Below are 26484 nucleotides of genomic sequence, written 5' to 3' on the forward strand. Positions count from 1 at the left end.
TGGGGATGCGCATGTTCATGCGTCCCTCACCCGACAGTGACCCGCTCGCGGCCAAGCCGGCGAGCTATGGGCTGCATCGCTATCTCCAGGGCTCGGCTAACCTCTTCGAAGAGAACCGGCTCTTGAAGGCGGCGATCGCCGGCCTGTTCGGGGTGAGCGCGGTGCTCGGCGCGGTCATCTATTCGACCAACCAGAATGCGCGGACCGTGGTCGTCCCGTTTGGCGCGGGCGGCGACCTCTACATCACCGGGAACAAGCCGTCGGAAGCCTATATCCGCACGATGACGCGCGACATCATCGCGCTCTCAGGGACATGGTCGACCTATTCCGCCGACCGGCAGTTCCAGGAGCTGCTGTCGATCGTCCACCCGTCAGCCTACAATGCGATGCGCGACAGCCTCAATCGAGTGCTCGACGAGCTCGCCAACAACCCGACCCTGTCGATCGCCACCTACATCCGTGGCGACCAGTCGGTGACCTGGACCGCGCACGACATCGTCGTGCCGGTCGAAAAGGTCCGCGTGATCGGCGGGGTGATCCGCAAATTCCGGGGCAATATCCGCATCGGCTATGCGATCGACCACGGTCGCTTCTGGCTGACGCGCCTCACCGAGGAGCAGTTCGATGCCGAAGCTCGCTAGCCGGGGCGCGATCGCGCGCGTCCTCCCACTCATGGTGGCGCTCACCTGTGCTCTCCCCGCTGCGGCGCAAAATATCCACGCGCTGCCCGACCAGACCAGCCGAATCCGCCTCTCCAACCGGGACATCAATCATATCGTCTGCGAGGGCGGCGAGATCGAGGACGTCAAATTCTCGGCCGAGAAGGGCCTCGCGGTCGAGAAAGGCGGCTCGGACGCATGGATCAAGTTCCTCGTCCGCGAGACCGATGATCAGGGGCAGGTCACCAGGACCTTCGTCACCCAGCCCGCAGAATTCTACGTCCTGTGCAACGGCGCGACCTATCCGCTCTATGCGGAGCCGGCCGAGATCCCCGCGCAGACGGTGATCCTCGAGCCGGGCCGACGCCAGCAGGCGCGTGCCAATACCGATCTCCTCGGCCCGCTGGTCGAAGAGGAGCGCGCGGTATCGATCACGCTGGCGCTGCTCGAAGACCGTATCCCGGCGAGCTTCACCGAGATCGCACCCGATGCCGCCACTTTCCGTATCACTGCCCTTCCCGCTCTCAGCATTCGTGAACGCCGGCGCCTCGCGATCGAAGGTTCTGGCCTCGACGCATCGGAATACCTCGCCAGCGCCGCGCAGCCGGTCTCGATCCGCGAACAGGATCTCGTCGATCCAGCGCTCGGGGCCGGGATTTTTGCGATCACCGCCGAGAAAACCAGGCTCGCCACAGGCGAGACAACACGCCTCGTCGTGATCCGCCGCGGGGTCGCTCGGTGATGGCGAGCGATCACAAATCCGGCGCTGGTGATCAGTCGTCCCCCTCACCCGAGGCGTCGGCGAACCGTCCACCCGAGGTGGTTTCAGGTAGCGCCCGTCCCGCGCTTCTCGACGTGAAGGCGCAGTGGGCGCGACTTTCTGCCAAACAGAAACTCCGCGCCAAACAATCAGGGGTTGCGACCGCCGTCGGGCTGCTCGGCCTCGGCCTCTATGGCGCGACCGGGCACAACGAAGCGCCAAGACCCGCCGCCGAAGCCGCCAAACTCGACATGGGCGCAGGTCTGCGCGGCGACAGCCTCGAGGTGAAATTGCGCGGGGATCTGAAGGCAATCCTCAGCGGCCAGCAATTGCTCGGCGACCGCATCAGCGCGATCGAGGAGGGCAAGGTCGTCCCCGGCAGCAAATCGCCGGGGACGAACGGATTGCCGCCCGGCATCGCGGATGGCGATCTGCCGCCCGCTTTACCCGGCGCCGCGCCGCATCTGCCCGTCCCACCCGTGACGGGTGACATTGGCGCTGACGCCGACCGACTGCCGCCGCCGCCGACCGCGCCTGCCGCCCCACCCGCACCGCCGGTCGAGAAAACGGTCGGCACGATCGGCTCGGCGACCAGTCCGGTCGTGCCCAAGGCCAGTGGCGATGGCTCGCCCGCGGCCAAAAAAAAGAATCGGACGATTTACTTGCCGCCTGGTTTCATGAAGGCGCGGCTCCTGACCGGGGTCGATGCGCTGGCGAGCCGCGATGCGACGAGCAATCCCGAACCGATCATCGCCCGCGTCCAGGCACCGGCCGTGCTTCCCAATGAGGTGAAGGCCAATCTCGCCGGCTGCTTTGTCGTCGGCAATGCAACCGGCAGTCTCGCCAAGGAACGGGTCGAGATCCAGCTCGTCACCTTGTCGTGCGTCGATTTCGACGAGCATTCGGTCGTCGACCAGCCGGTCAAAGGCTTTTTCGTCGATACCGACGGCAAGAAGGGACTGTCGGGCAAAGTGGTGACGCGCGCTGGCGCGACGCTGGCCCGCGCGTTCATCGCCGGCACGCTGAGCGGTATCTCGCAATCGGTCGAGAACACCTTCGGCTCGACCTCGACCTCCGCGCTCGGCACGGTGCGCACGCTCGATGCGGGCGATGCGGCGAAGACCGGCATCGCCGGCGGGCTCTCCAAATCGTCCGAGAAACTCACCGATTTCTACCTCGATCTCGCGCGCCAGGCTGGCCCGATCGTCGAGGTCGGCGCCGCCAAGGATGTGGTGGTCGTGATCCAGGAAGGGGTCGCGCTCGAGATCAAACCCAGCGCGGGGAGCAAATTCTGATGCCCGCGACAATCGGAGAAGCCAAAATGGCGGAACAATCCGACTATCGGCGCGCACGCAATTTGCGCGGCAGGACAGCGTTCGTTCTCGCCCTGCCATTTGCCCTGGGCGGATGCGCGACCCTCGGATCACTCCTGTCGCCTTACAGCGAGAAGTTCAGCTGCAAGAATTCCGACCATGGCCAATGCGTCCATCCGGAGCAGGCGTGGAATGACGCCGTCGCCGGCCGCGCGCCGCGATCGGATCCAGCCGTCACGCGCGACAGGAAATTGCTCGGCGCGGCGCCGAACTCAGGCCGCCAGGTCAGTGATGCCAGAACTGCAGCAACGCCGGCAAAGCCGGCCCGTGATCGCCAGGCTCCCGTTCCCGCGGTCCCACGCGCCAGCTTCGGCGAGACTGCTGCAATCGATAGCCCGGCATCGCCGATGCTCAAGCCATCGCGCACGATCCGGACCCTGATCCTCCCCTATGCCGACCGACAGCGCCCCGACCGGCTCTATATGCCGCGGTTCGTCTATTCGATCCTCGGCCGCCCGACCTGGGTGGTCGGCGACTATCTCGTCGAGCCAGTCGGCCGCGCGCCCAATCCGCCGGTGCTGCGTACGGCCCGCGATACGGGCGCCACCAGCACCGAGATCTCCGCGGATGCCAGCCCGCCTGCACTCACCGTAGATCATGCCGCCACCGACAACGCGCGCGAGGCGATCCGCGACGCAGACGTGCCCACGGCGCCATCCCCAGCCACACCAAATGCGCCCAATGCGGATCACAGCGATGCAGGCCCGGAACCCCGGTCATGAGCCCGCGCGCATCGGGGGCCGACAGCGGCCTTTCGTTCCGCCGGCTCCACGCCTCGGTTGCTCGCGATGCCTATTCCGATTTCCTGCCGCTCGTCGCCTGGGTCGAGGAAGAAGAGGCATTCCTGTGCATCGACGATGGCTGGGGCCAGGCATGGGAGCTGACGCCCTCGGCGTACATGTTCACCCATGTCAGCCAGGCCCTGCTCGGGCTGCTCAATGTGCAATTCCCCGAAGGGACGGTGCTGCAGCTGATCAGCTTTGCCGACCCGCTGATCGACGGCGCGCTCGACGCCTATCTTGATTTGAAGACCCGACCCGATCCCCTGGTCCAGGCATCGGCCCGCCGCACCGCCGATTATCTCCGAAGTGGTACGGCCGGGGTTGGTGCGCTCCATGGTATCCCGGTGCGCGATTTCCGGCTGTTCCTCGCGGTCAAGACGCGCGTGAAACTCGGCGCTGACCTCAGGCGTCAGGTCGAGGAGCAGCTCGCCAAAATGGGCATCCGCCGGCTTCCGCCCGAGGAGCTCGTCCGTTTCTATCGCCGGATCTTCAACGGCGTTTTCGCCGATGCGCCAGGCGTGTTCGTCAGCGCCGCCGGTGACAGGCCGGCGCCGGCGATCAGGAAGCAGATCATCGATGCCGGCCCCGATCTGCTGTTCGATGGCCCCGAACTCTTCCTCGGCAACCAGGTTGCGCGCTGCCTGACCCCCAAGGCGCCCGCGCGGCGGATTACCGCCGAACGCGCCAACCGCCTGATGGGCGGGATGCGCGGGAGCGCGGAAGACAGTGACCAGATCGGCGGACCATTCCTCTACTGCCTCTCGGTACTGTTCGATGTCTCGCAGTTCGAGGTGCACAAACGTGCACAGATCCTCTCGGCGCAGAAGGCGGCCGGAAGCTTCGCGGTCGAGGTCGGCAAGCAGATCGAGGAGATCGGCTGGATCCTCGACGAGGTCTCGAACAGCCGCTTTGTCTCGGTGATCCCGACCGTCTGGGTGTTCGGCCGCGACAGCGCCCAGGCGCGCGAGATGGCGGCGCGGGCCAAGCGGCTTTGGGAATCCGAGCCGCTCCCGTTCATGGTGCAGGAAGAGAGCTATCTCTTGCCCGTCCTCCTCGCCGCCAGCCTGCCGTTTGGACTCTATCCTGAAAAACGGACGCTGAAGCTGCTTGAGCGTGACTTCCGCATGCCGGCCCGCGCCGCCGCGGTGATGGCACCAGTCCAGACCGACTTTCGCGGTGGGGGCCGCCCGGCGCTGCTTTATGTCGGGCGCAAGGGCCAGCTCATCACGCTCGACCTGTTCGATCCCCGGATCAACAATTACAATTTCATCGTCTCGGCCGAGAGCGGCGCGGGGAAAAGCTTCCTTCTCAATAACCTTTGCCAGCAATATTATGCGCAAGGCGCGCTCATCCGCATCATCGATATTGGCGGGAGCTATCGCAAGCTCTCAACGCTCTGCTCGGGCCGCTATATCGACATCGGCGAGGAAAACCTTGTCCTCAACCCGTTCGACATGGGCCTCGCGCTCGACGGCGAGGACAAACAATCGGCGATCGCCATGGCGGTCGCGATCGTCGCTGAAATGGCCAATGCCTCGACCAGAAAACCGGTCACGACATCGGAATGGAACCTTCTCAAATCCGCGGTGCAATGGACCGTCGATACGAGGCGCGGCCATCATGGCGTGGATGCGGTCCGCGAATGGCTTGGCCGTTACCCGGACAATGCAACGAGCGATTTCGACCGCGTCGAGCATCTCGTGCCGACGGCGCGCGAGCTTGCCTTCAACCTGAGGGATTTCGGGTCGGACGGGGCCTATGGCCACTTCTTCAACGGCCGCTCCACCCTCGATATCTCCCATGACGAATTCGTCGTCCTCGAGCTCGAACGGCTGAAAGCACTCCCCGACCTCTTCAACGTCATCGTCATGGTGGTGGTGAACGCGGTCACCCAGGAACTCTACCTCTCGGCGCGCGACCGGCCACGGTTCGTGCTGTGCGACGAGGCGGCGCAGTTCATGACCAGGAGCGATGGGCAGGATCTGTCGCGGCTCGCCGAGGCGTTCGGCCAGGGTTATCGCCGCGCGCGCAAATATCAGGGATCGTTCGGGATTGTGCTGCAGAGCATGAACGACCTCCTGCTGTTCGGCGGGACGGGCCAGGTCATCCTCGAAAATGCCGCGACGCGCTTCCTCCTGCAGGGCTCGACCTATGACAAAGCGGTCGAGAACAAGATCCTCGATTATTCGGGGTTCGTCCTCGACCTCCTGAAATCGGTGAGGAACGCCAAGCCCAATTATTCGGAAGTCTTTATCGACTCACCGCTCGGGCTCGGCATCGCCCGGCTGGTCGTCGATCCCTTCTCTTATTGGATCAACACCTCAGCGCCCAACGAGGTCGCCGCGTTTGAGGCGCGCCTGCGCGCCGGCCGGTCGCCGCTCGAGGCGATCTGCGAACTCGCCGGCATCAATCCGGCGGAGGTGCTCGGAACACCGGCTTCGACCAGCATTGCAGGGAGGATCGCATGATGCGTCCGCTCAATGGCGAGCAGCTCAAGCTCGACTGGGACAGTGACCCGGCGATCGAGGCGATGATCGAGGCGCGCGTCGCCGAGCGCGCCGAAGCGGCTGCGTTCCTCTGGCGCCTGCGGCTGGTGGCGATCGAGACCTGCATGCTCGGCGGTCTGGTGATCGCCGCCGGTCTCGCACTCCGGCAGCCGACGATTCAGGTGATCCGTGCCGGCGTGCTGATCGCAGCCGCCTGCTTTGTCAGCGGCATGCTGCTGATCGGCCTTTCAGGCGCGTTTGGGGTGATCGTCTCGAGGCTTCGCCAATGGAGGCAAAAATGACCGATCCAATCGAAAGCCATGTGCATCCTCACATATTGGAATTGATCGACGAACTGGGTGCGAACATCGGGCTCGATCGCAGTCCCGGGCAGAGCCCGCATGCCTATCTCGCCCAGCTCCTCTGGTTCCAGAAGCGTGAACAAGGCCTGATGGTGGGCAATCTCAGGACCGCGACGGATGTGATCCGCAGATCAACGGCATTGCTCAACGAGACGCTCCGTAACAATTGGTGGTACTTGATCATCGGCGCACTCCTGCAGACCTTCTGGGCAGTCGTGCCATTGGTGCCGCTGATCCAGTTATTGGGAGGGCCCGTCACCGTATATGCCGCATGGGTCGCCCTCATCTGTCTTGCGCCGGTAATCGCGAAGGCTGTCTTCGAACTCTACTGGCGCATCCGCGGCGACTCCTCTGAACTAGAGGGGGGCAAAAGCGCATGAACGGGATCTTCTCCTCGGCCCCGACCTCGCGCGCGGTTCGACTGGTCATCGCCAGCAATGGGTTACTGCTGATCCAGGCCACGATTACCTGGTACCTCCCCAGTTCAGAAAATGAGGCGCGACTGTTGATCGTCGCCACTTGCGTGCCGGCGATCATAGCACTTGTGCTCGCGATACGCGGTGAAAGCCGTCGCGATCGCGCTCAACGATGGGGGCATCACCATGCCCGGTGAAGTCACCACCAGCCGCCGCCGCTTCGGCGCGGCAATGCTGCTATCGACGATGTGCGCACCCTCGTCGGCCTATGCCGATACAAGCACGATCGGACGGACCTGGCCGATCGCCGAGCCCGATGCGCTGAGCGAGATCGAGGGCCGCGCGGGGAGCGTTCCCGATATGCGCAAAGCCTTCGGCCCGCGCCAGATCTGGTCTGCGATGAAGGCAGCGGTACTTGGCCGGTCACCCGCCGACCGCATCCGCAGCATTGTCCCCTTCTATACGCTCGACGGCGAGATCCGCCTTCCCGATGGACGGCTGCTTTACGCCAAGGGCTATACGTTCAACCCGCTCGCCTATGTGTCGCTGCCGCAGCGATTGATCGTGGTGCACCCCCGCGATCTCAACTGGGCCATCAGAACCGCCGCCCCAACCGATTTCATCCTGCTCGCAGCCGGATCGGCCGGAGATGCGGATCCGATCGGCGCGAGTGAGCGACTTGGTCGGCCAATCTTCCTGCTCGAGGAGCGTGTGAAGGCACGGCTCAGGCTCAGCGTTGCCCCCGTTATCGTCGCTCAACAAGGACAGAAGCTCCTGCTGACCGAGGTTGATGCGGACAGGATCGCAAAGGGTTCGCGCAAATGAGGCCCGCCCGGCATCTCGCGGTCTCGATCGCAGCGACCATGTCCGCGCTCTGCGCTGCGGCTCCCGCCCACGCCTCCAAATGCGAGGCGGGCAAGATCTTCAACCCCATCACCAAGGTGCGCTGGTCGTGCATCTTCCCGATCACGATTGGCGGGGTCCGGATCGGTCCGCATGATCTGTTGGGCAAAGCGCTCGACGCCCAATCCACCTCCAAGCCCTTATGCGCCTGCCGCAAAGGGGCGACCTTCTGGTTCGGGGTCAAGGTCAGCTTCTGGTCACCCAACCGCATGATCGACGTGGTGACCGAGCCCGGCTGCATGATGGCATTGGGCGCCGACATCATGCCGACCCACGGTCGGCTCCAGGGCAGCCAGACAAGCATTGCCGACGGCACGAACACCCGCAAGATGTTCGCGCAGCTGCATTATTACATCTCGCCGGTCTGGAAGATGCTCGACATGTTCACCGACCTGCCGTGCCTTGAAGACAATGGGTTCGATGTCGCGCTGATCACCGAGGTCCTGCCGACCTGGCAGTCGGCGACGCTGGGCGCGATCATCCAGCCGGAGGCGATCCTGTTCGGCAATCCCGCCGCCGGCCTTGCCTGCATGGCCGACAGCGCGGCAGCCGCCTCCGGCAAGGTTGTCGATCCCTTGTTCTGGTGCATGGGCTCCTGGGGCTCGACCTATCCGATCGCCGGCGACATCCATTTCGACGACAGCGTCGAGGCCTGGGCGGGGCTTGCCGCGCGCGGGCTGTTCATGATGGGCCGGCTTGGTGCGCTCACCATCAGCTCATCCGACGGTTGCTCGTTCATTCCTCAGCCGGTCTGGACCAAGAGCCGTTACAAATTCCAGCTGATGGAGCCGGTCAAAGGCGGCCAGTGCGTCAATGTCGGACGCCCCGGATCGCTCTGGACCAGCGCCAAACACGCGCCGGGCAAGGACAATGCCCAGTTCATGCTCTTCGAAAAGACGATTTGCTGCGCCGGGGTGTCGGTGCCATGATTCAATCTCAATTTGGTTGCCCATTGCGGCCCTCCACTTCGCACCGCCGATTCGCGCAGCGCACCGATGGCGGGGAGGTTTCGCACACGTTTCGAGCAATGCCGCTGCTCCCCGGCACGGTATTGCCCGGACGGTCGGCGTGGCTGAGCCGGGTAGCAACCCCAGGGTTACCTCCGCTTACGACCACGTCGACCGCTTTAGAAGATCTGGCGCCCGAAGCCGATCGAGAGTCCCGCACTAGTGCGGGACAAGGAGGCCGCCTGCGGAGCACCGCAAGCTGCACGCCGGTCACGGGTACCGGAGGCGCCATGAGCGGATCGTCGGGCATTTACGGTGCCCAGACGAGCTTTCCCGGCCCATGGTCTGGCCATCCGCCCCGCAAAGGAGCATATTCAGCGATTGAAGGGGCGGCGTCCCTTTCCCCGGGATCCGCCGCTCCTGCGGTCAGCGCGGCCAATTACCTCGACGATCGCTGCACGGCGTTCCATACCCAGCTGCCGATCGTGGCCGCGCTGGCCGCTATTGAGGCCTGCGCTGCCCTAATTGTCAGCCTGCGCCACATCGCGTGTGATCGTTTTCAGCTTCGGTTTCACAAATTGTGCCGCTGTGCAGTCCGCATTGGACAAACGACCATGAAGCGGCGCTCGATCCTCGCCCTGATGGCGGTCGCATTACCAAATGCCGGTTTCGCGCAATCGAGCGATGATCGCGCTCGCGCAGCAGCAGCCGCGTCACGCGCAAAGTCATCGACGAGCGACAAACTGCTCCAGAACTATGTGAAACCCGGGCTCGCCGGCCAGCCGATTTCCACTGTGGATTCCAGCCGCACATTCACGCCCTCACTCGCGTGCCAGAAAACCGCAACTCTGCTCGAGCTTCTCGTTCAGCCGGCCGCTTCCGGCGATCTCGACATGGTGCGCATTAGTCGCGACACCAATCTCGACGGCAAGTTCGACGCGACCGCGACCCTGCCTGTTCCGGTATCGGGGATCTGCGCCAACGGCATCATCTCGTGCGACCCAGGCACCTGGAACAATTGTCACAGCTATCGCTGGTCGGTCGACGGCTCCGCCGCCCCAAGGCTCGAAACGGCGGTGATGACCGATCTTGCCGGCTGTTATTGCATCAACAACAGCTGCGGCAGCGGGCTCGCGATCGCCAATCTGCCCTCAATCCTCAAGGATCTGGGCGGCGGTGTCGTCGCCGCGCTTACGACCGCCGATCCGCGCTACGGCATTGCCGAGGCGCGGATCGATGGCCCGGTGATCTCTTATGTCGGCGCGCAAAGCACCGCCTGCACCGCCTCGCCGTCGGTGGGCCAGACCGCCTACCGCGCGAACCCGGCCGCGATCGCCGGCGATGCTGCCGCCGCGGCTGCCTCAAGCCCGGTGTTCCAGATGCTGGCCGGCTCCCCGGCCGCTACGTCCAGGACCGAGGAAGTGCGCAACTGTACCGTCAGGCGGCAGGTCAGGCTTACCGGCGCGACACCGCGTGACGTGATCGCGCGGACCTCGGGCGGCTATGGTGATTATGTCAGCCCGGGCGGCGACCGGATCACCTTCCAGATGGGATCGCCGGTCAACAACTCACTCACCGGCGGAAGCTGCTCGCTATTCGATTTTCGGATGCGGCTGAGCGTCATCGATCCCGATCGGCTGACCGATATCCGTCTCACCCGCTACGAGATGGATGACTGGATGCAGGTCTATATCGATGGCCAGCTTGTCTATGCCGATCCGTCGACCTGGCGCAGCCCCGGATTGCCGTCTGCCAGTTGTGACCGGAAAACCAACTGGCAGGGCGCCCCCAATCTCGATCTCAAGCCGTGGATGACCCGCGGCGATCACGAGATCAGGATTGCCCTCGCGGTTGGCGGTAACGGCGAGCTCGATGCGCAAATCGATGCGGCCATCGATACAAGCTGCCGGGCATCGGAGAATGTGGTCGATGGCTGTGCAAGCTATGCCGGCAACGCAGCCTGCCGGCTCACCGACGAACATGTCGATGGCGTCGCGACAATCGTCAACGGTATTCGTACCGGCCTTACCCCGCTGCCCCAGACCCGCGTCATCGCGGGCGGCGCCTGTTCGCTATCGCTAGCCCGCGACTTCTTCGAAAAAGAGCGGCGCTATCGCTGCCGCGTCGACAGCGGCATGCCCGACCCCGACACCAGCCGCGGCGCATGGATCATCGATCATTCGACCGAGGCGATGCTCGCCGATCGCACTCGTGCGAGCGACGGAAGCTATTCGTCGACGACACGCAACTTCGCGCTCCCCGACCGCGGCAGCGTCAGCGCGTGCGAGCCGGTCTGCAAGACGCGGCGCCCGCAGACCAATAATGCCGCCGCGCTCGATGGCGTGACGGGCGGCAAACAGAACACCCCCGCCGGCTGGGATATGATCTACCACACCTGCCAGGACAGCAATGTGTGCCCGGTCGGCGATGGCGAGGAACTCGTCCAGGGCTGCGGCTGCATCGACGATTTTCCGGAAGCCGTGGTGATGATGCAGACGATGCGGCTCGGCGGAACCGATCTCGTCTGCACGAGCGGGCCGCGGTGATGCGCTTGCCTCGCCCTGTCCTCGTAAGCCTGTTGCTCAACGCGACCTCACTGGTCCCGGCAACAGCAGCCGCCCAGCAAATCTGCGCGGTCGATCTCAACGGCAATGGCGATGCCGCTGACACGGGGGAGACCGCGAACTGCCATCTGACCGCAACCGGCGGCTATGCCTGCCCGATCGGCGAGACCGCCTGTATCGCCGACGCCGCCGGCGCGATGCAATGCCCGCTTGGGCCCCAATATGCCTGTGCGGCGCCTGCGTCAGGCGGCCCGGCGACCTGCTCCGCCAACGCCTGCATCGATACGTCGAGCCATCCGATTGTCGAAGCACCGCCAGTCAACGATCCGGGCGTGCTGCCCGATGGCCCGGTCGACGCCGAAGGAAATTGCCTCGGGCAGATCGAGATCTTCGCCGGGCACGGCGCGCGCTGCCGCCCGGCTGGGCTGTTCACCACCTTCTCCAATTGCTGCAAGGACAAGGGCAAGATCGTCAAAGATGGGATGGGTGGCTCGCTCACCTCCATCTCGACCAAGATCGCGGTCGCACGCGGCGTCTTCACCGGCATGAAGGCCGCTTATACCGCGTTCAAGGCGGGCGCGACCGCGAGCCAGGCCGCCAGTTCCGGCGCGCACGCGATGATCGCCGGCATCGATCCCACCTCGATCGCGATCAGCCTTGCGGTCAATTTCATGATCGAGGTGCTGCTGCAGGGCTGCGACCAGGAGGATATGGAGGTCGGCATGCTCCGCGGTTCGGGCATGTGCCATGAGGTCGGGAGCTATTGCACTGCGAGCGTCCTCGGGATCTGCCTCCAGAAGGCCAGGGGCCATTGCTGCTTCAATACGAAGCTCGGGCGGATCATCCAGGAACAGGGCCGGCCCCAGATCAAATCGTTCAATGCCAAGGGCTGGGGCACCCCGAAAAACCCCTATTGCCGTGGCTTTACGGCCGAAGAATTCCAAGCGCTCGATTTCTCGAAAATGGATCTCTCGGAATATTATGCCGAGATCGAGACGCGCGCCCAGACGCAAATCCAGACCGACATGAAGGGCAAGATCGATGCGTATCAGCAGACGATCAACCATTAGTCGCGCGCTCGTCGCGGTGACGCTGGTGCTGCCGGCCACGACCGCCAGCGCTCAGGACATACCTCCATCCGCCACTCCCGGCGCGAAGGCCAGGATCCAGTCCGAAGGCGATGCCGCGATGGAGCGCATGAAACAGGCGCTGACAAAGGCCAGGCGCGCGCCGGTCAACTCGCCCAGACTTCCGGCAGCGCCCGACGCCATCATGCAGCGCCGCGCCTTCAATGGCCTCGCCCGCCGTACGGTCGACGCTGACGTGGAGAAGCGCGCCGGCGCTGATATCAAGGCTGCGCGCGCCGCACTGATAAAGGAGCGCAGCGCGGCCAGCGCCCGGATCGCGCAAGCGCTCGGGCTCGAAGCACCGGAAGCAGCCGCGCTGGCCGCCGCCGCGCCGGCGCCGGTAACTCGCTCCCGCATGCCGTTGTTGATGGTGTCATCGGCAATGCCGATCGCGACCCTCCGTACCTATGCCACGCAGCTCGAACGCGTCCATGGGGTCATGGCGTTCCGTGGCATGCCGGGCGGCATGAGCAGGGTCGCGCCGATGGCCAAGCTCTCGGCTCAGATCCTGCGCATCGCCCCTGGCTGCGAGGGTCCGGCCTGCGCGATGCACGATGTCCAGATCATCGTCGATCCGCTGGTCTTCCGCCTGCATGGGGTGACGCGCGTGCCTGCTCTCGCAATGATCCCGGGCGATCCCACCCAGCCTTATTGCGAGCGCGACGACCAAAGTCCGCCGAGCGCACATGTCATCTATGGCGATGCCGCGCTTTCCGGCCTGCTCGAAGAGTTTGCCCGCCTCGGGGGAAAGGAGGATGTGCGCGATGCTCTCGCTCGTCTGGCACCTCGCTAAGCGCGCTGCGCTCGAGGCGAAGGATCTGCCGCTCCGCGCGGCCGTCGCGCTCGGCGCAAGTGGCCTCGGGCAACCGCCGCGGCCCGCACAGCTTTTCAAGGCCTATGGCATCGTACTGCCGATCGGTCTTTTTGCCTGGTGGGCGATGCCCCAGGCGACACTGGTGATGACGCCTTCGATTGACGCCTGGGTGATCCACCGCGCGCCCGGTCCAATCTTCCGCGGCGACTTGGTCTCCTTCTCGCTGTCGCATCCGATCGCCGGGCCGAGACCGGTCGGCGTCACGAAATATGCCTTGTGCATGCCGGGCGACCGGATCGCGATGGTCGAGAAGCCCTCGCGCGCGGCGGGCGGGCTCGACGGATATTATTATTGCAACGGCCATTTGCTTGGGGTCAGCAAGGCGCGAACCGCCGATGGGCGGACGCTCTCACACTGGCGGCCCGACACCGCGCTGATCAAACCGGGCACGATCTTCGTCGGCTCGTCGCATCCCGACGGCTTCGACAGCCGCTATTACGGCCCGGTCGCGATCGAGCGCCTCACCCGTGCGGAGAAATTGCTGTGAGGCGCCTTGCCCTGGTCGGTGCTGCCGTGATCGCTGGCATCAACCCGGCAGCAACCTCGGCGCAAACCACGCCACCCGCCGCGCGCGAAGCGCGCGGTTATTGGTGGTATGAACCACCCCCTGCCCCGCCAGCGCCCGACGATGACAAGGAGGTCGTTGCAAAACCCGAGATCCCGCCGATGGCGGTGCTCGCAACCTGGTCGCCGCCGCGCATCGCCAAGCTCATTACCCAGCAGCGCGATTATGCCGCGACGGTGCTAACGGTCGATGCGGTAGCCGATTTCTGGCGGCTGCAGGATTTTGCCCGGCGCAAGGCGCGCGCGTTCGCCGGCGTGACGCAGCTTGCGCTGCTGCTTCATCCCGAGCTCAACGCAAAGGCCGCAAATCCCATGATCGGCGAGGCGCGCGATGTGCTGGGAGCCCATAAGGACGAGGTTCGCCGGCAATATCTGCGCGCGCGCAGCAGCGAATTTGCGCTCGTCATGTTTGGCCGGACGACGTGCGGTTATTGCCGCGTCCAATGGCCGATCGTTCAGCGGTTCCAGGACGAAATGGGCTGGCAGACAAGCCAGATCGATCTCGATCGTCGGCCTGATCTCGGGAGCCGGTTCGGGGTCGAGGTGACCCCGACGATCATGGTGATCCGTCGGAACTCGGCCCAGCGCATGGTGATCGCCGCCGGGGTCGAGACCTATCCCAATCTCGCCCAGGCCGCCTATCAGGCAGCGAAACTCCTCAGCGGCGACATCCGCCCCGAGCAATGGCTGACCGGGGCGGGCGAAGAGGATGGCTTTTTCGATGCGCTCGCCAATGGCCCGGTGTCATCCGTGGATCCAAGAACGACAGGCGAAAGCCGGGTTTCAGGCACTGAGGCTCGGCGATGAGCAAATGCAACGCAATCAGGCGCGGTCGCCTTCCTGCCGGATACGAAATTGCGGCAGGCGACGCTCATACTTCTCCGGCCCATCCCGCCTCGATCGCCTCATTCATCTCCTCAATCGAAACAGGCCGTTGGCCCTCGCGTTTCAGGATGCCGAACACCTTGGAGATTTTGCCACTTCGGCGATCCACACGAAGTTCAATCGCGCCGTCGGGTAATTTACAGGCAATAAGCCTCGATCCGGGGACGGCGCCGAGATGCGTGAGCACGCTTTCATCGAGCGTAATGCTTCCTTCGGCGTCCACGGTGACGACCGGCAATCTCGCCTCCCTTTCTTTCCCCGGCATAAGTCGCTCCGTCCTGATGTTACCATTGGTACGGCGTATGGCGTTGTCGGTCGAGGCAGCGCTCCTCTTCGTCGCCAGTGGTTCGCTCTCTTCAGCATCGGCCCAATTAGTCACGCGCGATATTGCCGCGCGAGCCGCAATCCATCCCGTAGCCACCGCAGCCGAAGTCAAATCATGGCTTGTCCGCGTGACGCAAACACGCGAGTTCCCGCCCGACTTTGAGCCGACCCTAAAAGCACAGGCGCCGCTCTATGTGATCGAAATGAGCACCGCGCCGGGCTGCGCGCCCTGCGCTGATCTCTGGACCAGGCTCTTCGCCTTCAAAGCGCACTATGGTTGGCAGGTACGGACGATCGGCAATGACGAAGCAATGCTGCGCTCCGGCCGGCTGGGTCTCCCATGGGTCGGTAATCCGGTTGCTTGGGTGCGATCGACCTCTGACCCCAACCGGATAGTGCCGATCGCCATCGGGACTGACCACGACGTCAATATCGCCCGCAATGCCTATCTCGCCGCCAAGATGTTGACCGGCGTACGCGCCGCGGTCGGCGTGCGGGCCATGTCCAAATTTACAGGGATCGTCGATAGCCCGCCCAGGCGCATGATCTCGAAATCCGGTCTCGCACGCAGATGAGCCGGTTCCGGTCTTCTTTTCCGACTGCTCATGCTGCCCCGAGCCGGGGAACTCCGCGCATGATCCGCTTCGGACTCGGGAACGACGTAAAGCGAGCGCCGTATCTTCGCGATACGCAAGGCAAGCGTCGTCTCATCGGCTTGCCTCTGTCCCAGCGATGCGACGGCCGGCGTTTCACCGATCAGCTCTGCCAGTTCGGCCTCGATGCGGCGGTCATTTATCCTTGCAAATATGGAGTCCTATCCCCGATTTGCACGGTTATCTGCGGAACGAGGTGGGCTGAAATCAGCCTTCGACCCAGCGCGATCGATCGCTATCTCAAACTTTTTCAAAGCTTTACCGAGACAGCTAAGCGCGGTTGGGGCGCCTTCCTGTCTTCCTCAACACAAGGAAGCCCCGAATGTCCCCCTTCCCCACGCGCCTGAGCCTTGCCGCTAGCCTGATTGTCGCCGCCTGCACCATCGCCAGTCCCGCGCATGCGCAAGGCTGGGCGGAAAGCTGGTTCGACAATGTCACCTATACCTCGCCCGGAAGCTTCGAGGATCAGACGCGCGGTTATGTGACCGCGGGCGGCATGTCGGGCCGGGTCGACGTCCACAACGACTATCTCATGTCGATCACCCTGCCCAAGGTGAAAGCCGGGTGCGGCGGGATCGACATGTTCCTTGGTGGCATGTCGTTCCTCGACCCCGACTATCTGGTCCAGAAGCTCGAGACGATCCTCCAGGCGGCACCAGCCGTCGCCTTCCAGTATCTCCTCGAAACGCTCGACGAGAAAATGGGCAACATCATCTCGAAGATGGAGGCGGCGACCAACTTCCTCAATTCGATCCAGGTCAATGACTGCCGCCTCGCCAATCGCCTCGTCCAGATCGCGAAGGGCGACGACAATATGTCGGGGATCGTCGAGGAGATGACGGGTTACAAGTCGGTCCGCGAGGGCTTCGCCAAGAGCTGGCAACAGAGCCGCGAAAAGATCCAGGCCAACAAGGGCAACCCGACCGAGGATCTGAAGGACGCCCTCGCCAATTGCCCCGCCGAGGTCACCGACATCTTCCGTACGGGCTCATTGCTCCAGCATGCCGCCGCTCGGGTGGGCGCGAGCGACTGGACCGGGGTCATGCGCGCGCGGGTTGGCGATATCTACATGCGCTGGGACCAGAATGACAAGGTCCCGATCTTCTCGGCGATCCCGGCCTGTCCCAGGCAAGATACCGAGAGCCCGGATGATTTCCTGACCGGCAAGGTGCCGACACGCGCGCTCAACCTGCCGCCGACGGGCGCCGATTGCTCGGTCAACGGGAGCGGACGCGGCGCGCTGATCCTGGCGCGCGAGCGGATGGAGGCGATCTCGGCCAAGATCCGCACGCGCGCCGCGCTGACGCCGGAAGAAAAGCAGTTCGTCGCCAATGTGCGAACCCTTCCCGTCTATCGCCTCCTCGAATGGGGCGTGCGTCAGGGTGTCAGCGGAAGCGTGATCGCGGACACCGACGAGCTCGTCGCGTTGACTCTCGCCTATCAGATGCTCAACGACCTCACCCGCTCGATCGATTTCGCACTGCAAAATGCCGAACGCGGCGCAACCAGTGCCGGCGCGGTCGACGCTGGCAATGCCAACATCTGCCAGACCCGCATCCTCACCAAGGGTATCGAGCAGCTCCGTGAGCTGCGCGACGAGGTACTGCGCCAGCGCGCGCAGATGCGTCAATCCTATATGGCGGCGCTCTCAACCGCGAACCTCTCGGTCACCTATGCCGGCGTCATCCGCCAGCGCGACCGGGACGCGCGCGACGCTTCCGGCGCCGATGCCAGCCGCAACCGGTGACGCGGGTTATGCCGAGATTTCTCAAAGCAACCCTCGCCCTCGCGAGCCTCGTTGCCGCAACCCCGGCGCTGGCGATCGATGCAAGCTTTCACACCTGGGACGGCTTTTCCGAGACGGTCGATGCGTTTCGGCTCGTCGCGATGATCTTCGGCGATCCGCGCTACGAAACGCTAGTGGTGATCATTGCGGTCGCCGGCATCGGGTTCGGCACGGTACTCGCCGCGGTCCGCGGCCAGGGCATGGGCCTTGTTGCCTTCGGGTTCCAGATGCTGGTCGGGATCGGGCTATTCGCAGGGATGATCGCGACCACCGGTACGGTCCATGTCTATGACCGGGTGCGCAATGCCTATCAGCCGGTCGGCGGGGTCCCCAACCTGATCGTGCTGGTCGCCGGCACCACCAACCTCATGGAACGCGCACTCGCCGAGACGATCGACGACAATACGACCGATCCTAACGCGAAACTCGAGTTCGGCGCCGGCGGTCACGCGTTCGACCTGTTCCTCAACGCCGTCTCGCCGCGCAGTCCGATCGTCGATGCCTTTCTCGACGCGACGATCCGCGATTATGTCCGGCAATGCTATCCGGTCGCACGGGTATCGCCCGCATATGGCGTCGACGACGATATGCTGTTCCGCACTTCGAACGACCTCGCCACAGCGTTCGCGGCAATGGCGGGTCCGGCGACCTTCTCCACCGTCTATACCGCGACCGACAAGGCCGGCTCGTCAATGAGCTGCACCGACGCCTGGGGCTATATCGCAGGCCAGCTTTCCGATCCTGCGCGGTTCGACGCCTATAGTAACCAGGTCTGCGCACGCACCGGGTTCGACGTCACCAAGCCCGACCAGCTGAACCGCTGCCGACAGCAGATCGACGCGCTCGGCGGGATGATGCTTGAGACCGACATGAGCCGGCAGAAGTTCCTGACGCAGCTGCTGCTGGGGCAGACGGTTGGCGACATATTGTTCGAGGATTCGCCTGCGACCGCGGCGCGCGTGATGGCCAATCGCGCGATCGGCGCCAATGGTCTTGCGACGCTCTCGACCGCCAATGAATGGATGCCGACGATCCGCGCCGCGGTGTTCGCGATCATGCTGATGATGATGCCGATCGCCTTCCTGTTCATCCTCACCCCGATCAACCTGAGGGTCGCAAGCTTCGCGCTCGGGCTGTTCGTGTTCGTCGCACTCTGGGGGGTGATCGACGCCGGTATCTACCAGCTGACCCTCGGACGCGCGATGGATGTGCTGAGCGAACTGCGCTCGACCCATGTCGCAGCGAGCACCTGGATGCTCGCGCCCTCGGCGGCGATGAAGGCGCTCGGGATCTTCGGCTCGTTCCGGACCGCTGGCGCAGGGCTAGCCGGGGCGTTCGTGTTCACGGTGTTCCGGTTCAGTGGCAATGTGTTCACTGCCTTCACCTCCGGATCGCTCGGCGTTCAGGGTCAAGGGAGCTCGGCCGCGGCGACCGTCTCGACCGGCGAAGGTTATGCCTCCGCACTCGAAGCGCAGGCATCGGCGGGCGGCACGCTCGCCCGCCGGGCGTCGGCGAACAGCTTCGGCGATTTTGGCGAGCGCAGTACGTTCGGTCTCGACCGGGTCTTTGCTTCTTCGGGCGCGGTGCTCGGCGAATATGGCGGCGGGGCAACCGGCACGGCTGCGTTCGGACTTGGCCGTGCCGACGCTGCGCGCGACCTCGGCGGTCTTGCTCCTGCCCTCGCCGGTCGCGACCTCAGCAATCCCGCCACCGTGAGTGCAGTCCGCGCCAACGCCGCAACCAGCGCAATCCACAGCTACGCGCAGCAGGATGCGCTTCGCGCCCTCGGTACCGGCTATTTTGGCGAAGGCCAGACAGGCGAGCGCGCGTTCGCGGCGTTCGCCCAGAATATGGTGCAGTGGAAGGCGTTCGGCGATCAGCGCGCCTATGACATGATGCAATCGGGCGCCGAACGGCATTTTGCGCGCGGCGGCTATGACGCGAAAGATGCGGCGCTCAAGGCGTCGACCCTGATCGCCCAGGCTGGCGCCGACCCGATCTTCGCCAAGCTCACCGCCAATGCGTTCAGCCAGGAACAGATGCTGCGCAATGACTTGACCGCCGCCGAGACTCAGGTCGGCTCGATGGAAGGCCGGCGCGATTTTGCGGGGAGCCATGTCGCCGCGGTCGAACGCGGCAATGTCGCAACCGAACAGGCGCGCCGCACCGGCCATAATCACGGCCAGCGGCAGGCGGCACAGATGCTCGGGCTATCGGTCGAAGAAACCAGTCGCCGGATCGGCTTCATCAACACCTTGTCCGGCGAAGCGCGATCCAGCGCCATCAGCCGGCTCGCGCGTTCAACCGGGCGCAACGAGGCCCAGGTCCTGCTCGCGATGGAAAGCTACAGCGCCGCCGTGCAGCTCGGCATCGCCGACGGCGCCACGGCTGAGGCATCTCGCGAAGGGACCAGCATCTATGGGCGCACCCGCGAGACCGCTGGGTATGATTTTGCCGAGCGCTCAGGCAAGCTCGATGCGCAGCGCGAGGTAGGCTCCGATGGGGCGCGCAGCGCCGCGCGGATCGGCGAACAGCGACGGCAAGCCGACAATGCCGGCTTCGCCGAAGGTGCCGCGGCAGCGGGTGTGCCGGTACGCGAGGCCGCCCGGCTCGATTCCTTCATCCGCGCGCTCGCCGGCACCGCCGGCAATCAGATCGACCTCGCAGAAGGTGGCAACGCCGGTGTCGCTGATCGCGCGCGCAATCAGCGGCTCACCCGCATCGTCGACAATGAGCGGCTTTCCCGCATTCAGTCGCTGCTGCAGACCCACGGCATCACCATGTCAAAGCGACAGATCGCGATGGATCAGAATGGCGATGTCAGCCTCAACCTCACGCCGCGCCTCGCCGCCGATATGTGGCGGGGCGGCCTCATCAACGAAAGCCAGCTCGGCGCGGTCGCCAATGGCGGGCACGCCCGGCTGAGCTTCGCGCACAATGATCTGCTGGTCTCCAGCAGCACCGGGTTCAGCCGGTCGGCGCGGAACGACACCAGTACGCGGTTCGAGGCCGGCAAGCAGGCGGGCCCGGACACGATCGAGCATTTTCTTGGCGGAGGGGCAGAAGGGCATGCCGCGATGGCCAACTGGCTGCGTGGCGGGTTCGAGATGGATCGACGGGGCAATTGGCGTCTGAAGCCGCAGGTCGCGGACACTCTGGAACGTGATGTCACCGCCATCATCGCGCAGACCGGCTGGAGCAAATCGCTGTCTCGGTCAGCCGAGCACCAAACCGCGAACAGCCAAAGTATCTCAGCCGATTTGAGTGCCGGTGTCTCGCGCGGTGGATCAAGTGCTGGCGGCAACAGCCAAGGACAATCACGGCGAGGAGCATCGGGGAATCTGGCAGGCGGTGTTGGGCTCAATGCGAGTGATCGTGGATCATGGGCGGTAACCGCAAATTCGTCGATCGACATCGTGAACTACAATGTTCGCGAGGCAATCGCCTCGGCCGAAAGGGTAGCCGCACGTTCGGCGAGGCCTGAGCAAGCATTTACAAATGAACTTAGCTCAAGCGTGCTTGGGAACGGCGGACTGCGAAACCGATATCTTGAACAGGCAGATTCCGGCCGCGGGACGGTTCAGATCACGGCTCCCATCGTCTCTGCGGAGCAATCGTCGATCTTGAACACCGGGCGATTAAGGGCCGATCGAGATCATGGCCTTGGTGACGGTGATCCCACCTTCAAAGAACGACGAGATCGGTAGCTTCAGTCTTTGATCAACCCAAGGTGGCGTAAGTGACGCACACCAGATCGCACGTCGGCCGGGTTGGTCTCCGCATCGAGTTGCTCGCGCCTTTTCCACTCCGCGAGTTGAGTCGTCATACCCGATGTATATTCCCAATCGCCGCAGGCAACTTTGGCGCGCATATAGCCATGGCCAAGCACGCCCAACACCGTCAGCGGATTGAAGATCAGGACTAGGAATTCGATCAGACCAAACCAGCGAAAAATCGGGTGGTCGGCGGGCAGCAGCATCAGGCCTTCGAGGCCGAGCCAGTAAAGCAGCGTCAGAGCCCACCAGAGTTTCGCGTACCACGGCCGCCACAGCCAATCCATCGCTCTCGGGGATGACATCGTCTCAGCCGGTCCCGTACTCTGCGCTGCTTCCTCCAACATAATCTTGGCAACCTAATTGCTCTGATGCGCCTGTAGCACAAAGTTTAAGTTAGTGGAATCCCGGTCATTTGTCGCAGACGTAAGCTGCCAGCCGCAAGCCTGCGTCGTGTTTGCCGATTTACCGCCATTCACCGCGGCAGATCATTCGGTATCCACCGTTACCGCGCACCCATCTTCGCGATATAGCGCAGGCGGTTGAACACCTCGGCCCCGGGAATACGGAGCCCGATGACCATCGCAAGTGCGCGGCCATTTCCGTCGATCTGTGGTTTTTGGGACCCATCCAACCAATGGTCGAGAATTGGGGACATTGCCGCTGCCGTTTTAGCGCGGTCGGAACGCGCGATGGACGATCCGGCTGGTACGTGCCGCGCTTCGACCTGCATGCGATGCGACCACCGGCGCGACGCCATAACACTTGCAGTTGCTAATCACTCGCGATAGCACAGTGCCGCGCAGTGCCTGTCACTGGCCTAGCTTGAAAGGTCCATCCGTTGCTCCATCCCCGTCTCCTGCTTGTCTTTGTGGGCGCGCTGCCGCTAACCGCGCTCGCCACCGACAAAGGCGAGCAGGATCTGGTCGTCGTGACCGGCCAACGGGACGGACTCTACCAGGTTGACGCCGCCGCCGCGCTTAAGACAGATACTCGACTCAAAGACACCCCTCAGGCGGTGAGCGTGGTCACCGCCGAGCGCATAGCCGACGGCGCGTTACGCAGCCTTGCCGATGTGCTGCGCTACGTGCCTGGCGTCACCATCGGCCAGGGCGAGGGCAATACAGACCAGATTGCGATCCGCGGACAGGTGACGACCGCGAGCTTTTTTCTCGACGGCGTCCGCGACGACGTCGAATATTTCCGCCCGCTCTACAACCTCTCCCGGGTCGAGGTGCTCAAAGGTGCCAATGCGCTGTTGTTTGGCCGTGGCGGCGGTGGCGGGGTCATCAACCGTGTGACCGTCCGTCCCGAACTCGGGCTGACACAGGGAGCGGTCCAGGCGGGGGTGAGCAGTTTTGGTGGTGCCGACGTAGGCATGGGGCTCAACTTGCCGCTCGGCCGCACGGCGGCAGCGCGGGTCGATGCGTTCTACGAGCGTCTCCAAAATCATCGCGCCTATTTCGGCGGTGACCGTTGGGCGGTAAACCCGCAACTGCTGGCCCAAATCGGCCCAGCCTGGCGGGTGGGGCTCGCCTACGAGCATGTCGAGGACGCGCGCGTAGCCGATCGTGGCGTGCCCTCGATCGGGGTTCCGGACGGTGCAAACAGGCCGCTTCCGGGCGGGCGCGGTACTTTCTTCGGCCTGCCCGGGTTTAATTCCGCCCGCGTTACCGCCGACATCGCGACAGCCCGGCTCGACGGCGAGCTAGCGCCCGGCATCACCTGGTCAAGCACCGCGCGCTACGCGGCATATGATAAATCCTACGCCAACGTGTACCCGGACGCCCCGGCGACTTCCCCCGCCGGCACGGTCGCGCTCGCGGCTTATGCGAATGCGACGCTCCGTCGAAATTGGATCGGCCAGTCGAACATCGTTGCCAAGGGACGCCTATTCGGCGCGTCGCACACGCTGCTGGTCGGCGCGGAATATGGCTCGCAGAGGAGCGCTGGCCGCGAGGTGGATGGGACCGTCACGCCTGGCTCGGTGTCGGTGTTGGCACCAACCCCCTTGGCGGTAGCGCTCGACGAAGTCGCGTTCGACTTGCGTACTCAGGTCAACTTCTTTTCGCTTTATGCGCAGGATCAGATCAGCCCCGCGCGCTGGCTCGACGTGATCGCGGGGGTGCGCTGGGATCGGTTCGCGTTCAGCGGGCGCGATCTCACCGCCTCCCCGGCCCGCCCGTTCGCGCGCACCGACAGCAAGCTGTCGCCGCGCCTGGGCATCGTGCTCAAGCCGACAAATAGGATCAGTTTTTACGGATCATATGCACGCTCGTTCCAGCCACGCTCGGGCGACCAGTTCGTCGAGGGTTTGATTGCCGACGAGCGCAACCTCGCCCCCGAATCCTACCAAAATTACGAAGTCGGCGCGAAGTGGCAGCCCACTCCCGCGCTGATCGCGTCGGTGGCCGCCTTCCGCCTTGATCGCACCAACGCGACCACGCCCGCTCCGAACAATCCGCTCCTGCTGCTAAACGTCGGCGGGACCCGTACGGAGGGAGTTGAGACAGAGGTGACCGGGCAGTTGCTTCCAACACTGAACGTCAGCGCGAGTTACACCTGGCTCGACGCCCGTCTGCGTGGCAACGAAGCAGTCCGTCTCGCGCAAACGCCGCGCGCTCGCGCCTCGGTCTGGGCGCGCTGGCAGGCAACCCCTCGCTTCGGACTAGGCGCCGGCATGGTCCACCAGTCGACCCAGTGGGCCGCGATCCGCACCGAACCCACCACCACGCTGCTCCCGGCCTATACCCGGGTCGATGCGGCGTTATTCTACCGCGTGTCAGGCCATACCCAGGTCCAACTCAACGTCGAGAATGTGGCGAACACGCGATATTTCTCGGACGCGTACGACAACAACAACATTTCGACTGGAGCGCCGATCAACGCCCGGCTGACGCTGCGGGCGGGATTTTAGATCCGCCTTTATTCAGATCGCGTCGTCTGTGCCAAGCTCGTGCGGCAACACGCCGCTATCCAGCCGGCCGCAATCGCCTTCTGACCAGGCTCGTTTATCAGACCGTCAGCAAGATCCGCTATTGCGATGTAGCAAGCTTTACGGGACGCACAGTAGGTTGAGCGTTCCACCAGTGAGGGGGCATTTCAAGGTTAGTGACACAGGCAGCGCCAGGCTGGACATTTTAGGCCCATGGCCATGACTCTTCCATCAATTTTGTATTGTGGTTGATACGGCGCAGATCGATTTTCATCGCGGGAACTCCCTCGGTTCCCACATCATCGCGAGCCCGCATCCATTCCCTCTTTTTCTTTTTGCGCGCTCTTCAGCCACTCGAGCACCCTCCCCGCGACCGCACCAGGCAAGGAATCACCAGCTCATTTCGTCAGATGAAATATCGCGGTTGGTCGAGGCCTAGCCGGAGAACACCGGATCAGCCGCAAATGCCGTGAGGTCGGCGATCAGCGCTGCGGTCGCGAGTGCCACCAGTTCTCCGCCCTTGTCGGGCGTGGCCAAACCCGGGTCGGATCCCATCCGCCCGTCCGGGAAGCGCTTGCGGAAATCAATAGCCTCACGAATGGGGCCGGTCGGCGCGATTTGAGGCGCGTAGTTGGCATGCTTGATCGCATCCGGATAGGCCCATTGTGTGATCGCGATCTCGGACGGGGTGGCATGGCTACCATGTCCGACCGGGAACTGGCGCTGCGTCATTTCCGATACGCCGGGTAAATCCCACCAGTTCTTCAACTTGAGCGCGAAGCCGCGTGGTCGACCGGCAAAGCTTGCTTCGGCATAGAGTTCGGAGAACGCCGACTCGATCGTCGCGATATTGCCGCCGTGGCCGTTGAGGAAATAGATGCGCTCGAAGCCATGACCGGCAAGCGAACGAACCCAATCGCCGATCGCGGCCATGAACGTCGAAGGGCGTAGCGAGATCGTGCCGGGAAACCCCAGATGATGCTGGGCCATGCCGATGTTGAACGTTGGTCCGACCAGAACATTGGCGGTTTTCTGCGCCTCGTGCGCGATGATTTCGGGACAGAGCCAGTCGGTGCCGAGCAGGCCCGTGGGTCCGTGCTGTTCGTTGGATCCGATCGGAATGACGATGGTCCGTGACCACTCAAGAAAGGCTTCGATCTCGGACCATGTCGACAAATGCAGCAGCATGAAAATCCTCGATTGTGGGATGTGTCAGGTCTTTACCGCCAGGCGCGCGTAGTCATCCCCGGGCGACAAGCGCCGCGCCCGGCCGCGATTCCTCGACGGCCTGCGCCATCAGAAAATGATCCGGCGATTTTGCGCAGGCGGGATCGGTGGCAGCGGCATTGCCCGCAAGCGCGAGAGCCTGACAACGGCATCCGCCCCAATCGATCTCGCGCCGGTCGCAGCTCCGGCAGGGATCGGGCATCCAGTCTGTACCGCGAAACCGGTTGAAGGCATCCGAGCTTGCCCAGATGTCGGCGAGCGAATGGTCACGAATCGATGGAAAAGCGATATCGATTATGGTTTCCGCAGCATGGCAGGGAAGTACCTTGCCCGATGGCATGATGTTGAGAAACCGGTTGCCCCATCCCCCCATGCAGGCCTTGGGACGCGCGGCAAAATAGTCCGGCACGACATAATCGATGATCATGACGCCTTTCAGGCGCAGCCGCGCGGCTTCGACGACTTCGGTCGCGCGGTCGAGCTGTTTACGCCTCGGCAGCAACGCCGCACGGTTAAGGAGACCCCAGCCATAATATTGGGTATGGGCGATTTCGACGCGCGCCGAGCCCAGCGCCTCAGCCATCGCGATCATCTCGCCGACACGATCGACATTGCGGCTGTGGATCACGAAGTTGGTGGTCAGCGGCAGGCCCGCGGCCTTGATCCGGGCCGCCGCCGCCAGCTTCTTTTCATGGCCGCCCCGATAGCCGCCAATCCGTTCGGCATTGGCGGGATCGGAATCCTGAAAGCTGAGCTGGATATGATCGACCCCGGCATCGAGCAGCGCCATCATCGCTTCGTCGCTCAGCAGCACGCCCGAGGTGATGATGTTGGTATAGAGCCCCAGTCGGGCGGCGTGGCGTACCATCGCTGGCAGGTCACGCCGCACCATCGGCTCGCCGCCGGAGAAATGGATCTGGAGGACGCCAAGCGCAGCCGCTTCATCGAGGACGCGTAACCAATCCCCGGTCGCGATCTCCGCGCTGGCGCGTTCCAGTTCCAGCGGGTTGGAACAATAGGGGCATTTGAGCGGACAGCGGTGGGTCAGCTCGGCGAGGAGCGCCATCGGCGGCTCGGGGACCGC

23 protein-coding genes are annotated in these 26484 nt (G+C 64.0%); 18 read left to right on the top strand and 5 right to left on the bottom strand.

All coding sequences use genetic code 11. The annotated features are described in order from the left end of the window. The first annotated feature begins 11 nt into the window (after positions 1–11). The 14 genes from ACIQCS_RS21385 to ACIQCS_RS21450 all read left to right on the top strand — a co-directional run bounded on the left by ACIQCS_RS21385 (position 12) and on the right by ACIQCS_RS21450 (position 14624). A complete protein-coding gene (locus ACIQCS_RS21385) occupies positions 12–641 on the top strand; it encodes a TraE/TraK family type IV conjugative transfer system protein (protein ID WP_401531702.1) in 630 nt (209 codons plus the stop codon). After that, positions 625–1401, top strand: a complete 777-nt coding sequence (locus ACIQCS_RS21390) for a type-F conjugative transfer system secretin TraK (protein WP_401531704.1) — start codon at positions 625–627, stop codon at positions 1399–1401. Before ACIQCS_RS21385 ends, ACIQCS_RS21390 begins: the two co-directional genes overlap by 17 nt. Further along, complete coding sequence (locus ACIQCS_RS21395; RefSeq protein ID WP_401531706.1) at positions 1401–2714, top strand: TraB/VirB10 family protein; 1314 nt, start codon at positions 1401–1403, stop codon at positions 2712–2714. Before ACIQCS_RS21390 ends, ACIQCS_RS21395 begins: the two co-directional genes overlap by 1 nt. After that, on the top strand, positions 2714–3514 hold the full coding sequence (locus tag ACIQCS_RS21400; protein ID WP_401531708.1) for a TraV family lipoprotein: 801 nt from the start codon (positions 2714–2716) through the stop codon (positions 3512–3514). The genes ACIQCS_RS21395 and ACIQCS_RS21400 overlap by 1 nt, the downstream gene beginning before the upstream one ends. Next, a complete protein-coding gene (locus ACIQCS_RS21405; RefSeq protein WP_401531710.1) occupies positions 3511–6042 on the top strand; it encodes a TraC family protein in 2532 nt (843 codons plus the stop codon). The genes ACIQCS_RS21400 and ACIQCS_RS21405 overlap by 4 nt, the downstream gene beginning before the upstream one ends. Next, positions 6039–6362 carry a hypothetical protein gene (locus ACIQCS_RS21410; RefSeq protein ID WP_401531712.1) on the top strand — a complete coding sequence of 108 codons (324 nt, stop codon included), beginning with the start codon at positions 6039–6041 and terminating at the stop codon, positions 6360–6362. The genes ACIQCS_RS21405 and ACIQCS_RS21410 overlap by 4 nt, the downstream gene beginning before the upstream one ends. Then, on the top strand, positions 6359–6802 hold the full coding sequence (locus ACIQCS_RS21415) for a hypothetical protein (RefSeq protein WP_401531713.1): 444 nt from the start codon (positions 6359–6361) through the stop codon (positions 6800–6802). Before ACIQCS_RS21410 ends, ACIQCS_RS21415 begins: the two co-directional genes overlap by 4 nt. A 267-nt stretch (positions 6803–7069) precedes the next feature. Next, positions 7070–7663, top strand: a complete 594-nt coding sequence (locus ACIQCS_RS21420) for a conjugal transfer protein TraW (RefSeq protein WP_401531786.1) — start codon at positions 7070–7072, stop codon at positions 7661–7663. Between the two features lie 38 nt (positions 7664–7701). Beyond that, positions 7702–8670: a TraU family protein gene (locus ACIQCS_RS21425; RefSeq protein ID WP_401531715.1), complete on the top strand. Its 969-nt coding sequence runs from the start codon at positions 7702–7704 to the stop codon at positions 8668–8670. Between the two features lie 308 nt (positions 8671–8978). Beyond that, positions 8979–11234: a hypothetical protein gene (locus ACIQCS_RS21430; RefSeq protein ID WP_401531716.1), complete on the top strand. Its 2256-nt coding sequence runs from the start codon at positions 8979–8981 to the stop codon at positions 11232–11234. After that, on the top strand, positions 11234–12322 hold the full coding sequence (gene traN / locus ACIQCS_RS21435) for a conjugal transfer protein TraN (RefSeq protein WP_401531788.1): 1089 nt from the start codon (positions 11234–11236) through the stop codon (positions 12320–12322). The genes ACIQCS_RS21430 and traN overlap by 1 nt, the downstream gene beginning before the upstream one ends. Then, positions 12294–13172, top strand: coding sequence for a type-F conjugative transfer system pilin assembly protein TrbC (locus tag ACIQCS_RS21440; protein WP_401531718.1), 879 nt, complete (start codon positions 12294–12296; stop codon positions 13170–13172). The genes traN and ACIQCS_RS21440 overlap by 29 nt, the downstream gene beginning before the upstream one ends. After that, positions 13144–13740, top strand: a complete 597-nt coding sequence (locus tag ACIQCS_RS21445) for a S26 family signal peptidase (protein ID WP_401531720.1) — start codon at positions 13144–13146, stop codon at positions 13738–13740. Before ACIQCS_RS21440 ends, ACIQCS_RS21445 begins: the two co-directional genes overlap by 29 nt. Continuing rightward, positions 13737–14624, top strand: a complete 888-nt coding sequence (locus ACIQCS_RS21450) for a conjugal transfer protein TraF (protein ID WP_401531722.1) — start codon at positions 13737–13739, stop codon at positions 14622–14624. The genes ACIQCS_RS21445 and ACIQCS_RS21450 overlap by 4 nt, the downstream gene beginning before the upstream one ends. A 64-nt stretch (positions 14625–14688) precedes the next feature. On the opposite strand, the gene ACIQCS_RS21455 is transcribed toward ACIQCS_RS21450, so the two are convergent. Then, positions 14689–14940, bottom strand: a complete 252-nt coding sequence (locus ACIQCS_RS21455; RefSeq protein ID WP_401531723.1) for an AbrB/MazE/SpoVT family DNA-binding domain-containing protein — start codon at positions 14938–14940, stop codon at positions 14689–14691. Between the two features lie 64 nt (positions 14941–15004). Here ACIQCS_RS21455 and ACIQCS_RS21460 point away from each other — a divergent pair, with 64 nt between their 5' ends. From ACIQCS_RS21460 to ACIQCS_RS21470, 3 genes are all read left to right on the top strand, one after another. Beyond that, a complete protein-coding gene (locus ACIQCS_RS21460) occupies positions 15005–15601 on the top strand; it encodes a hypothetical protein (RefSeq protein ID WP_401531790.1) in 597 nt (198 codons plus the stop codon). Between the two features lie 400 nt (positions 15602–16001). Continuing rightward, positions 16002–17426 (top strand): conjugal transfer protein TraH, encoded by a 1425-nt coding sequence (locus ACIQCS_RS21465; RefSeq protein WP_401531725.1) that lies wholly within the window; start codon positions 16002–16004, stop codon positions 17424–17426. Between the two features lie 8 nt (positions 17427–17434). Next, positions 17435–21172 (top strand): conjugal transfer protein TraG N-terminal domain-containing protein, encoded by a 3738-nt coding sequence (locus ACIQCS_RS21470; protein WP_401531727.1) that lies wholly within the window; start codon positions 17435–17437, stop codon positions 21170–21172. Between the two features lie 2 nt (positions 21173–21174). On the opposite strand, the gene ACIQCS_RS21475 is transcribed toward ACIQCS_RS21470, so the two are convergent. Continuing rightward, positions 21175–21525 carry a hypothetical protein gene (locus ACIQCS_RS21475; protein ID WP_401531729.1) on the bottom strand — a complete coding sequence of 117 codons (351 nt, stop codon included), beginning with the start codon at positions 21523–21525 and terminating at the stop codon, positions 21175–21177. Between the two features lie 218 nt (positions 21526–21743). Further along, the gene (locus ACIQCS_RS21480) at positions 21744–21971 is read right to left on the bottom strand and encodes a hypothetical protein (protein ID WP_401531731.1); all 228 of its coding nucleotides are present in this window, start codon (positions 21969–21971) and stop codon (positions 21744–21746) included. Positions 21972–22079: 108 nt separating this feature from the next. Between ACIQCS_RS21480 and ACIQCS_RS21485 the strand changes: the two genes are divergently transcribed. Next, complete coding sequence (locus ACIQCS_RS21485) at positions 22080–24155, top strand: TonB-dependent receptor (protein WP_401531732.1); 2076 nt, start codon at positions 22080–22082, stop codon at positions 24153–24155. A gap of 453 nt (positions 24156–24608) precedes the next feature. On the opposite strand, the gene ACIQCS_RS21490 is transcribed toward ACIQCS_RS21485, so the two are convergent. Next, positions 24609–25361: a creatininase family protein gene (locus tag ACIQCS_RS21490; RefSeq protein ID WP_401531734.1), complete on the bottom strand. Its 753-nt coding sequence runs from the start codon at positions 25359–25361 to the stop codon at positions 24609–24611. A 52-nt stretch (positions 25362–25413) separates the two neighbouring features. Further along, positions 25414–26466, bottom strand: a complete 1053-nt coding sequence (gene pqqE / locus ACIQCS_RS21495; protein ID WP_401531736.1) for a pyrroloquinoline quinone biosynthesis protein PqqE — start codon at positions 26464–26466, stop codon at positions 25414–25416. Positions 26467–26484: the final 18 nt, after the last annotated feature.

The organism is Sphingomonas sp. NPDC092440 (genome assembly GCF_044754985.1).
GTDB lineage: Bacteria > Pseudomonadota > Alphaproteobacteria > Sphingomonadales > Sphingomonadaceae > Sphingomonas.